Consider the following 11487-nt stretch of genomic DNA (forward strand, 5'->3'; position numbering starts at 1 on the left):
GACGAAAACCGGTATGCAAATGCATTTACTAGCGATAAGTTTCGTTTCAACAAGTGGGGCAAGATCAAAATTTATCATGCACTAAAGCATAAGCAAATTCCTGAGCAGTATATTACACAGGCTTTGGAAACGATCGATGATGAAGATTACATAGCTACTGCCAGAACACTAATGAAAGAAAAAAACCGGCAAATCGATGATGAATACCAAAAGCGTAAACAAAAAGTGTTTCGCTTTATGGCAACACGTGGATTTGAAACTGGAATAATATTTGATCTTTGGGATAACATGGAGGTATAAGTCAGGCTCTTAGGAATAGCAGGGGTTTAAAAGTGTTTATAACTTGCATGTTTCCTAACATGATTGTTATATTTGTTATAAAAAATTAGTAGAATGATTCAGAACGACCAAGTAAAAGAGATTGAAAAACGCCTGGATGCGTTGAGGAGGCATCTTTGACATCGATCGCACAAGAATAGAAATAGAGGAACAGGAAGAAAAAACACAGGCAGAAGACTTTTGGGATGATCCCAAAGCAGCGGAAAAGCAGCTAAAAAGTATTACAAGATTAAAAGGTTGGGTGAAGGAATATGACCAGGCCAAAGCAATGCTTGACGATTTGAAAGTGCTGATAGACTTTTACAATGATGGTGAAGGTAATGAAAAAGAGATCGAGGCACATTACGAAGAATTGATTAAGGCCATTGAAAACCTTGAATTCCGGAATATGCTCCGCAAAGAAGAAGATGAGCTGGGCGCAATATTAAAAATTAATGCAGGGGCAGGCGGAACAGAAAGTAATGACTGGGCTCAAATGCTCATGCGTATGTATTTGCGCTGGGCAGAGAAAAATGGCTATAAAGTAAAAGAAGTCAGCCTGCTGCCGGGCGATGAGGCAGGAATAAAGTCAGTTACGATTGAGGTCATTGGAGAATACGGCTATGGCTTCCTGAAATCAGAATCAGGGGTACACCGACTTGTTCGACTCTCGCCTTTTAATGCCAACCATAAGCGCCAAACTTCTTTTGCATCGGTATTTGTTGCACCAATAATTGACGAAAGCATTGAGATTGATATAAACCCGGCAGATGTAACCTGGGATACTTTCCGTTCAAGTGGTGCCGGAGGTCAGAATGTAAATAAGGTAGAGACAGGTGTTCGATTGAGACATGAACCAACCGGTATCATAATTGAGAATACAGAAACGCGCTCACAGCATAAAAATAAAGAGAATGCATTGCGTTTGTTAAAGTCGCACTTATATGAAAATGAGTTGCAAAAGCGTAGAGAAGAACAGTCAAAAGTCGAAGGGCAGAAAAAGAAAATTGAGTGGGGTTCGCAAATCAGGAACTATGTATTGCATCCATATAAAATGATAAAAGATGTTCGGACAAATATAGAAACCTCGCATGTAAATGACGTCTTAGATGGTGACTTGAACATTTTTATTAAAGCCTACCTGATGGAGTATGGTAGCGTGCTTTAATAAAGTAAAAAAAAATATTAAATTTGTATTGTATGCTTAACAAACTGGCATTATTTATATTATTCTTTAGTCTTTTAAGTTTGGGCGATGCCCGGGCTCAATGCGGGAATGAGCTTAAACGTGAAGCCTATCAAAAAATAAAAGGCGGCACCTACCTGAAAGACTTTCGCATACGCTTTGAGGAGTCATCAAAAAGAAACCCCGAAAGCGATGAATTTACAATAATGTTATACAAAGGAGTGCGTTACCGTTTTGTTGTGAAAAATGACCAAAGCAAGGAAGGAGAAGCCATCATTAAACTTTATGATGATTTCAAAATCTATGCTTCTTCATACGACGAAGCATCAGCAACCCATCATAATATTTTTGAGTTCTTCTGTCAAAAAACACAAGCCTATTATCTCTCAGGCCATTTTAAAGATGGTGATAAGGGATGTGCCATTATTATGCTAGGCAATATGGGCAAATTCTAAAGTATCTTTTATGATTAAAATTTACCATAACCCAAGATGTAAAAAGAGCAGGGCCGGTTTAGATTACCTGCAATCTATAGTCAAAGATATTGAAGTAGTCAAATATCTTAATGACACTCCTTCAATAAAAGAACTAAAAGAGATTATAGCCAAAACCGGCAAAAAACCGGGGGATTTTATCCGCAAACAGGAGGAGCATTATAAAAGAAATATGAAGGGAAAAGAATTGAACGATGACCAAATATTGGAAGAGATGGTGTCCAATCCTAAAATTATAGAAAGACCAATAGTTGTTCATGACGATAAAGCAGTGCTGGGTCAACCCCCCGAAGAAATTGATAAAATCTTATAGCAGTGGAAAACCCGATTATATCTTATAAAGAAAATTACAAAGGCGTCATTCAGCTCAATAGAGCAGAAAGTAAAAACACTTTCAATAAGGAATTTGCAATTGAGCTGAATAATAGTCTCATTAAATTTGATGAGGATAAAGACGTAAGGGTGGTTATTATTGAAGCAGAAGGAAAGCATTTTAGTGCGGGTATTGCGCTTGATCAATTTGATGAAGCCGATGCATTTCAGCAAAAAGAATTACTTGAGCTGATGGACAGGCACAATCATACCATCGCCAATATGAAGAAACCAGTCATATCGGCTGTAAAAGGTTATGGAATAGCCAATGGTTCGGGCCTTGCATTTGCTTCAGATTTAGTGGTAGCTGCGGCGGATGCAGTTTTTGGAACCACTGCTATTCGTGTGGGCCTGGCTTGCCTCGGGCCTGCTATGCCTTTATCGCGGCATGTGGGTCGCAAAAGATTGATGCAAATGCTCATGACCGGACAAAACATTTCTGCAGTAGAGGCCTATGATTTGGGCCTGGTCAATTGGGTTGTAGAACCTGGTGAATTGAGAAAAAAGACATTTGATGTTGCAGATGAGTTGATTGCTAAAAATCCGCATGCGCTGGCAGCAATTAAAGAAGTTGTATACAGGGCATCAGAATTGCCCTACCATCAGGGAATAGATTTGTCAACAGATATTTTTACCCGTCTGGCGCTGCATCCAAATGCTAAGCATGGTTTGGAATCGTTCCAGAAAAAGACTAAACCACAATGGCCCGAAGAAAATGTCTAGTATTGCTTAAACTCGCAGTTCTGGCTGTACTTTTAACCTTTAACGGTTGCCAGGACGATGATAGCCTGTTTGCACCTCCGGCAGATGTGGAAGATAATATTTTTGACCACATTAATCATTACAGGTTGTTGAATGGATACGCAGCTTTAGACCGGAATACGCTACTAGATGAACTGGCCCGATCGCATTCCAGCACAATGATCGCGAATAATTCATTAAGCCATGTAAACCAGGGTTATCGTTATGAGCAGGTAATTACAGAACTGAACGGCAATGTTTATGCAGAATTGGTAGCGCGGGGTAATATCAATGGACGCGACCTCATTGATCAATGGTCTGATGATACGGATAGTAACGAAACCATACTCGGAGATTATAGTATTATCGGTATTGGTGTTTCTGAAAGTAGCGATGAACAATTTGTCACAGTTATCCTGACAAAATAAATTTCACTTGCGTCAGGCTTCATATAATTATTAATCTAAAATTATTGCCATATGAGTTACCGTATTGAAAAAGATACAATAGGAGATGTTAAGGTCCCCGCTGATAAGTATTGGGGGGCTCAAACAGAAAGATCCAGGAATAACTTCCCAATTGGAGACCCGGCCTCAATGCCGAAAGAAATCATTGAGGCTTTTGGTTACCTGAAAAAAGCAGCAGCTATTACCAACCACAAATTGGGCGTACTTGCTGAAGAGAAAAAAGATTTGATTTGTAAAGTATGTGACGAAATTATTAATCACGAACTCGACGATCAGTTTCCTTTGGTAATTTGGCAAACAGGTTCAGGTACACAAAGCAATATGAATGTCAATGAGGTTGTGGCAAACAGAGCTCATGTATTGGAAGGTAATAAACTAGGAGAGGGCGAGCGCACCATTCATCCTAATGACGATGTAAATAAGTCGCAGTCATCTAACGATACATTCCCAACAGCTATGCATATCGCAGCCTATAAAATGTTGGTTGAACACACCATTCCGGCTCTAGAGTCACTAAGAAATGCGCTCGAGAAAAAATCCAAAGAGATGGCTGAAGTTGTGAAAATAGGGCGTACGCACTGGATGGATGCTACACCACTCACGCTTGGCCAGGAATTTTCGGGCTACGTGTCGCAAATTGATCATGGACTTAATGCTATAAACAATTCACTCAGCCATCTTTCAGAACTTGCATTAGGCGGCACAGCTGTAGGTACAGGTCTCAATACACCAAAAGGTTATGCAGAAGAAGTGGCATTTAACATTGCCGAACTTACAGGTTATGATTTTGTTACAGCCGAAAATAAGTTTGAATCCCTGGCAGCTCATGATGCTATTGTGGAAAGCCATAATTCATTGAAACAGGTAGCTGTGAGCATTATGAAAATTGCCAATGACTTAAGAATGTTGGCTTCCGGCCCCCGATCAGGTATTGGTGAAATTATTATTCCGGCCAATGAACCAGGCTCTTCCATAATGCCCGGCAAGGTAAATCCGACACAAATTGAGGCCATTACTATGGTGGCTGCACAAGTTATGGGAAATGATGTGGCAATAGGTGTTGGCGGCTCAAACGGCCATTTTGAACTGAATGTATTCAAACCAATGATGGTTGCCAATTTTCTTCAATCTGCCAGACTCTTAGCCGATGCTGTAAATTCTTTTATTGAAAGGCTCGTAATAGGAATTAAACCGAATAATGAACGTATTCAGGAATTACTTAATAATTCATTGATGCTGGTTACGGCTTTAAATACAAAAATTGGTTATGAAAAGGCAGCTAAAATTGCCAAAAATGCATTTGCAGAAGGGACTACCTTGAAAGAAGCTGCACTAAAACTTGGTTTTTTAACTGAGGATGAATTTGATGAATGGGTTGACCCATCGAAAATGATTGGTAATTAACGTGAGCTTAAATAAACAGGAATAAATTCAAAAAGCGCTATAAATATTAATTCATTTATAGCGCTTTTTTGGTTATAGGATTTAAATCAGAAATTAATGTTTACACCTCCCAGAACAGAAGGCCCTATTTTATCTGTAAAGGCATATTGTCTTTTGTAGCCTCCAATTAAGTTTCTGCCAGTGGCAAAAATCTTTATTCCATCTGTTATTTTATAATTGATAGTTCCGTTAAGAATAATGTTTGCATCAACTACTCCCTGATTCATTTCATTATTGATAACAAGTGTTTGGTGGCTGTAGAAGTAGCTGTTTAAATTGAGATTAATCTTTTTGGTCGGCCTGTAGTTCATATTAACACCACCGGTGAAAGCTGGCGTTGCTTTATGGTAAAAGTCACTTCTTTTTTTACCATCTCCGTCGGCATCAATTGGATTTCCGTTTACATCAATTGCATCAGCATAATCATTGATTTTTGTTTGCTGCACAGTTACAAATATTTGAAAACTCATTTTTTTGAATGGCACAGATGTAAGTGACATGGTAGCGCCGGTTTGTTGAGGTTTCATGTCCAGGTTTATGAAGGAATAGTATTCAATAGCTTCACGTGTTTCATTTCCTGTGAGCGGGTTAACACCAGCAATTGTATCATTTCTCACTTTACTCAATGCAATGAGGTTATTTAGTTGCGACCAGAAAAGCTCTATGTCAAGTGTAAATGTTTCTGATATTCTGTGTCGGAAACCAATTTCCGCATCATCAACGGTAAGTAGTTTGTAGTTATATTTTTCATTGACTCCGGGTATTTCGTCACTTCTTTCTGTGCCCCGGTATACGAGATTATTGTAAAGTGCGAAACCCTGGTATTGCGTGCCTGTGGGGTATCTTAGATTTATATCGAAAAACAGGTCGAAAATAAAGGGCGTTCTTGATGAACGTCCATAAGATCCTCTGATTAGAAAGTCTTCTGCAGCCTTATAAGTAGCAGATATAAGCGGACTAAATGCAGCTTTGTTGGGATGCTGAAATTTGTCAACGCGTGCCGCACCAATTATTCTAAGTCTATCCCATTTATAATCGGCCTGTAGGTGACCACTTAAAAGTGTGTTGGTTACATCACCTCCATCTTCAGGTGTGACAATTTCGTACCCTTCAGACAAAAAAGTTGCAGGGTCGATTTCCTGTTCTGTACTACCTAATCCCATACTGTTGTAGCTCGATGTTTTATAAGAAACTCCTGGTTTTAGCGAAAAATTTTCTGAAATTTTCAGGTCATACTCTGCTGTAGCAGTGAGTACATCGGAGTTTACTTTTAGCAACTCTCCACTACCAACTAGTGCATTAAAGCCTTTACTGTAATCTGTCGTAATTGTTAAACCTTTGTAGGAGCCCCAGAAATGCGCAAAATAGGTGTTTAGTGAATCTGTACTTAAAGCTGCAATATTGTTGTTTGCATAAACTCTTTGTACCCTGGCATAGGAGTAACCGCCCATCAGATTAAGGTCCAGGTCATTTTTATTATAGCGCATATGCAGATTTCCCCCATACCGCTCAGTGGCCAGCTTTTTATCCGGGTAGCGTTCGTGGATATTGTAATTTGGTATGGGTTGACCGGCTTGTGGACCTGCAAGGTAAACCCCGTCGTATGGCTGATCTGCATCAAGCACAGGTAAACCTAAAATATTGGTCACCTCAGTTTCGTTTAATTCGTCAACAAAATTATTTTCATTAAAGATAAAATAGTCTACTTTGTGGCGGTCACGAAAATCTGCATTCCCGCTTAATCTTATGCCCAGTCCATTATCGAAACTATAGGCTGCAGATGTACTTGTAATGACACTGTTTGGTGCTCCGGCCATTGAATAAGTGCTAAAAGAAGCACCTTTCTTTTTTGTTGGCGACTTGGTGAGGATATTGATTACACCAGCCACCGCATTGGGCCCGTACATGGCCGAAACCGGTCCCCTTACCACTTCTATCCGGTCAACATCATCGATATTGATTTGTAATAGTTCCCAATAGGTTTGCCCCTGGAACTCACTGTAAACAGTTCTATTGTTCACCATAATGAGTGTCATGGTGTTAGCTGTCAGTGTAATGAGCCCTTTAGGGTCCACACCATCATATCCACGTAAGTGTATATCGTAATTGCCGGGTGTGGTTTCTCTAACAATTAATCCCGGAATTAACCTTAACGCTTCCATTATTGATGTCGCACCCGATTCTTTTATTTGTTCGGAACTTAATACCGAAGCGCCCAGGGGAGCTTCGAAAATATCTTCTGCTTTTTTCGAAGCTGAAACTATTTCGATCTCCATAAGTGACTCAAGGTCCATTTCATAGAGGTTTTCTTCCTGAGCTGAGATGCTGATTGAAACTATAAAAGGCAGAATAAATAAAATAGTGATACGTAGAAATTGTTTCATAATGGGGTGTTTTTAGTTGGTTAAGAATACATACGTATGAATTATGCCTAAGGTTTTGTTTTACCCGCAGGGAATAGAATGTTATCAATAAATTCCTAGAAATTATTGATGTATCCGAAGTGAATTTTGGCGTTGTTTAACTTAACAGGCTGGTTGTTGGTTTTTCCCAGGGCATAGGAAATACTAAATATTCCCGCGTTAGTATTTAGGTTCACGCCGGTTCCAAACCCCAGTACTCTTAGTAGAGTACGATCTGTGCCTCTTTGTGCATTTATCCAACCGGCATCGGCAAATATTTTAAAATGGCTGTACTGCTCAAATAACCAACGCAACTCTATTGTAGAAATAGAGTGATTTCGTGAAAAAAAAGCGTTTTCATCGAAGCCTCTTAAAGTTTTGAGCCCCCCAATTCTCAATAATTCATTTTTATAGATTTTTTTATCACTGTATAGTCCTTCCACCTGATTTTGCAATAAGACAGACCATCTTTGGTACACAGGTAAAATTCCTTGTAAAGTTAATTTTCCTTCTATATAGTTTGCTTTAATAAGGTCACCGGCATTTGTTGGGTTTTGAACAATTCTCCGGCCTGCACCCAGGTCACTGAAAATCATATATCCTTTTCCCGGATTTATTTTGCTGTCTTTTTGCTGCCATATTATTTCAAGTCCGGTTCCGTAGGCATTGGTGGCTAAAATATTTGTGGTATCTTCAGGAGATAAAACTATAGTTTGTTTATTTTTATAGTATCCGGTTGCAGAGTTTGTCCCGTTAAAATATACAAACAGGCCACCTCGCAGGGTTAGGCGCACAAAAGAAGTATCTTCTTTTAACATCTCTACTTTCCCATTTGCACCCAGCGGGGATCGAAATAAATACGGCCAGTTTATTGCAGCATCTAATTGTTGGCTTAATTGCCTGGTTTTTTTCCACTCCAGCTCCAATTGCTCGCCGAAACCCAGGTTATTTAATAATGATAATTCCAGTTCTCCGGTTAACATATATTTGTTATTCCTGTCTTCATCAGGAACAATACCCAGTAAACCATCAAAATAATTTGCATTAAGGCTTTTCAACCGGAGGTCTGTTCTGGCCAATTTGTTTTCAAAAGAGATCAAAGGCTCGGCTGATAATTCTAAAAAACTGATTTGTTGTATTTTATTTGAAATTTGTGATAGGGTTTTATTGTTGAATACATCGCCTGGCATTATATTAAGGTAACGCCAAAGAAATGAGTCTGCTATTTTTATGTCATTAAAAACTATTGAGTCATAGGTATACTTTTGGCCCGGTTCAACGAGTATGCTTAATTGCAAGTTGAAGTTTTTAACCTCAAAATTTGAATTGACCTGTGCAAAAGGATAGCCATTATTCTCCAGGTATTCCAACAGCTCTTGCTTATACCGTTTTACTTTAATCAAATTTACTGGTTTTTTATCTTTGATTTTGTATTCCGGTAATCCTTGTAAGCGTTTTTCATCAAAGTCAATTGTGAGATTTGTCCAAAAATGTTTTTTCCCTTTGTAAATAATGCCGGTAATTGTATCACCACTTCTATAAATAGAGTCCAGGTTACTGTTTATAAATCCCTGGGTGTGGAAGTCGGTTATTTTTTCCCTTAGAGAGTTCTGGAAATCAGTAGTATCATTTGATTTTATCGATGAAGCGGTGTTTTGATCTACGATTTTTATTAAATAAATGTCTTGTCCAAATGAACTTTGAATAATAAAGGTGAAGAGCGCAGCAAATAAGTTCGCTCTTAGAATTATTGAATATCTTTTTTGGTCAGCTTTTTTCAAACGTTGTATTATATATTTGTATACTCCTAACCTAAAAATGTAAAAAATATTTCTTATTGTCATGAAAATACGTAATTTTTAAATGCCAAATGAACTGTAAAATAAATTGCATGTTTTTCAGAGTAATATTGATAAATATATTGGTACTATTTAATGCAGGTGTGATTTATGCTCAGGAGGACAGAAGCATTTTTTACAGAAAAGAGCATATCATTCAACCTCATATAAGTACAAATGGGTATGGTATAAGCTTTACTTCGGCCAAAAAAAGAACCATTGATAACTATTTTTATTGGAAGGTATCTTTAAGTGAGTTAAAGCACAGAAAGGAAATAAAAGGAGTAAATCCCAATTACCCCAATCAAAGACAGTTTATTTTTGGCAAAGTCAATCATGCATACCCCATAGGCTTGTCAATTGGTTTTCATAAAAAATATATACTGAAAAATAATGCACGGGCTATAGGAATTCGCTATTATTATGGTGCAGGAATTGAGGCTGCCCTTTTAAAACCAGCTTATTATCAAATTGAATTGGTGTATTCACAAGATAGTAGCAGAGTGTTAACAGCTCAGTTTGACCCGGAGAAGCACAATGTAAATAATATAAAAGAGCGCTCCTCGTGGTTTGAGGGGATTGCCGAAACCAACCTCGCGCCGGGAGGTAAAATAGAGGTTGGGGCCATTGTCGATTTTTCGGGTAAAGAAGAGCGTATACATGGAGTTGGGATTAGTAGTATTTTGCAGGTTTTCTTATTACCAGTTGAGATTTTAGCCGGAGAACCCGAGCGGCGTTTTTACTTTGGATTTAGCCTTTCTTACGTTTGGGGTAAAATTCTGGATTATAGTGATACTGGTAAATCCGGGAAAAATCATAGCGGTTGGGGTATGTTAAAAAAATATTAACGTTTTTTTCTCTTTTTTTTTAAATACCTAAAATAATTCCTATCTTGCCACTTTATTTGTGTATGTCTAAAGTTATAAAATAATAAAGTTTATGAGAAGCAAACATTTACTATTGTTTTTTGCGGTTTTGATGGCCGGTGGTTTTACGGCAGTGAATACTGTTTCTTTTGACCGGTACCAGTCAAATGAGTCGACAGATAAGTATCAAGTTAAAAAAGAGTTGGGGTCGATACAAACAGCAAAGAGTGACACAAGCTTTTACGTTGATACCTCAGATCTTCAAAGTATCAGAAGTAGCCTGGAAGCCTTTCTAGGTAGTCAAAGTGGAGGTAATCTTGATTGGAGCTTTGTCGGTCCCAATAATGTGGGAGGTCGGATAAGGACAATTATTGTTGACAATAATAATGATAATGTATTGTATACTGGGGGAGTTGGCGGAGGTATTTATAAATCTACTACCAATGGACAGTATTGGGAGCCAGTAGAGGTAAATTACAAAGCAAGTGCAATTTCAGTTACATCATTAGTTCAGGCCCCCGATGGTACCATTTATGCCGCAACAGGCGAAACTTTTGATTCAATATATGTAACAAAACAGGGTGTTCCTGCATTTGCTGGAGCCGGAGTCTTTAAAAAATTACCGGACTCTGATGTTTTTGAGCAAATTGAATCTACAAATCCAATTGGGAATGCAGACTTTTTTGGTATTACTGAATTAGCCATTGACCCAACAAATGAAGATCATATTTGCATGACCACCTGGATGGGTGTTTATGAATCAGTTGATGCAGGTAATTCCTGGTCAAAAATAAATGAACTACCCAGCAAACATGCGTCTGATATTAAAATTTCAGAAAATGGGGTAATTGTTGTTTCTTCAAATGGACAGGTATTTGTTAATAGTGGAAATGGATTTGAAGATGTCTCTGGACATGAGGATAATATGATCGATTCAGGAGGCATTCGTTATGAATTTGCATTTGCACCTACTAATCCTGACTATCTTTATGCAATTGCCGCTGATTCTGCAGGTACATTACTTGGAGTTTATCGTTCAGCTTCAGCAGGAGCTAACGAAACATGGGAAACTATTGGAGCAGGAGGTAGTGAGGAGTTCCAATTATTCAGCAGAACATATACCATACGTGAAAACATAGAGACTGAATATCACGGAGGAGAAGCTATGATGATTGCCGTTTCATCTGATGACCCTAATTATGTATATGTTGGTGGGCAGAATTTATGGACTGGTTACAAAGTAAGTGATGACATTGAGCCATTTCAGTGGATTCAGAAAACATACAATTCATTTCCAAAATATGACCCACAATTTATTACTGCTAATATGCATCAAATGGTTGCTCAGGAAAGTAATGGT

At 38.3% G+C, this 11487-nt stretch carries 11 protein-coding genes; 9 read left to right on the top strand and 2 right to left on the bottom strand.

Going from position 1 to position 11487, the window contains the following annotated elements:
• The 7 genes from VJ937_RS04205 to fumC all read left to right on the top strand — a co-directional run.
• Positions 1-300, top strand: a 300-nt coding sequence (locus VJ937_RS04205) for a regulatory protein RecX (protein ID WP_324065642.1), incomplete at its 5' end; no start/stop codon positions are given.
• Between the two features lie 93 nt (positions 301-393).
• Positions 394-1486 (top strand): peptide chain release factor 2 gene (gene prfB / locus VJ937_RS04210; protein WP_324065643.1). Its coding sequence is split into 2 segments (ribosomal slippage): positions 394-456 and positions 458-1486, totalling 1092 coding nucleotides; the frame shifts between segments, so codons are not numbered across the junction.
• A gap of 32 nt (positions 1487-1518) precedes the next feature.
• Entirely contained in the window at positions 1519-1959 is a 441-nt protein-coding gene (locus VJ937_RS04215) for a hypothetical protein (RefSeq protein WP_324065644.1), read from the top strand.
• 10 nt (positions 1960-1969) lie between these two features.
• On the top strand, positions 1970-2311 hold the full coding sequence (gene arsC / locus VJ937_RS04220) for an arsenate reductase (glutaredoxin) (protein WP_324065645.1): 342 nt from the start codon (positions 1970-1972) through the stop codon (positions 2309-2311).
• Between the two features lie 2 nt (positions 2312-2313).
• Entirely contained in the window at positions 2314-3093 is a 780-nt protein-coding gene (locus tag VJ937_RS04225) for an enoyl-CoA hydratase/isomerase family protein (protein WP_324065646.1), read from the top strand.
• Positions 3072-3539, top strand: a complete 468-nt coding sequence (locus tag VJ937_RS04230; RefSeq protein WP_324065647.1) for a CAP domain-containing protein — start codon at positions 3072-3074, stop codon at positions 3537-3539. Before VJ937_RS04225 ends, VJ937_RS04230 begins: the two co-directional genes overlap by 22 nt.
• Positions 3540-3590: 51 nt before the next feature.
• Positions 3591-4982, top strand: a complete 1392-nt coding sequence (gene fumC / locus VJ937_RS04235) for a class II fumarate hydratase (protein WP_324065648.1) — start codon at positions 3591-3593, stop codon at positions 4980-4982.
• Positions 4983-5068: 86 nt separating this feature from the next.
• Here the strand turns inward: fumC and VJ937_RS04240 are convergent, their stop codons facing one another.
• Complete coding sequence (locus tag VJ937_RS04240) at positions 5069-7405, bottom strand: TonB-dependent receptor plug domain-containing protein (RefSeq protein WP_324065649.1); 2337 nt, start codon at positions 7403-7405, stop codon at positions 5069-5071.
• A 95-nt stretch (positions 7406-7500) separates the two neighbouring features.
• Positions 7501-9267 carry a ShlB/FhaC/HecB family hemolysin secretion/activation protein gene (locus tag VJ937_RS04245; RefSeq protein ID WP_324065650.1) on the bottom strand — a complete coding sequence of 589 codons (1767 nt, stop codon included), beginning with the start codon at positions 9265-9267 and terminating at the stop codon, positions 7501-7503.
• A gap of 47 nt (positions 9268-9314) precedes the next feature.
• Here VJ937_RS04245 and VJ937_RS04250 point away from each other — a divergent pair, with 47 nt between their 5' ends.
• Positions 9315-10109, top strand: coding sequence for a hypothetical protein (locus tag VJ937_RS04250; protein WP_324065651.1), 795 nt, complete (start codon positions 9315-9317; stop codon positions 10107-10109).
• 91 nt (positions 10110-10200) lie between these two features.
• Positions 10201-11487: hypothetical protein (locus VJ937_RS04255; protein WP_324065652.1), on the top strand; the 1287-nt coding region annotated here is incomplete at its 3' end.

The organism is Salinivirga sp., assembly GCF_035268865.1.
In the GTDB taxonomy this organism is placed as follows: domain Bacteria; phylum Bacteroidota; class Bacteroidia; order Bacteroidales; family Salinivirgaceae; genus Salinivirga.

What these genes read in the sequence shown, in the direction of transcription:
- VJ937_RS04245 (WP_324065650.1), bottom strand. Translation starts at nt 9,267, where the DNA reads ATGACAATAAGAAATATTTTTTACATTTTTAGGTTAGGAGTATACAAA.
- VJ937_RS04250 (WP_324065651.1), top strand. Translation starts at nt 9,315, where the DNA reads ATGTTTTTCAGAGTAATATTGATAAATATATTGGTACTATTTAATGCA.
- VJ937_RS04215 (WP_324065644.1), top strand. Translation starts at nt 1,519, where the DNA reads ATGCTTAACAAACTGGCATTATTTATATTATTCTTTAGTCTTTTAAGT.
- arsC (WP_324065645.1), top strand. Translation starts at nt 1,970, where the DNA reads ATGATTAAAATTTACCATAACCCAAGATGTAAAAAGAGCAGGGCCGGT.
- VJ937_RS04230 (WP_324065647.1), top strand. Translation starts at nt 3,072, where the DNA reads ATGGCCCGAAGAAAATGTCTAGTATTGCTTAAACTCGCAGTTCTGGCT.
- VJ937_RS04240 (WP_324065649.1), bottom strand. Translation starts at nt 7,405, where the DNA reads ATGAAACAATTTCTACGTATCACTATTTTATTTATTCTGCCTTTTATA.
- fumC (WP_324065648.1), top strand. Translation starts at nt 3,591, where the DNA reads ATGAGTTACCGTATTGAAAAAGATACAATAGGAGATGTTAAGGTCCCC.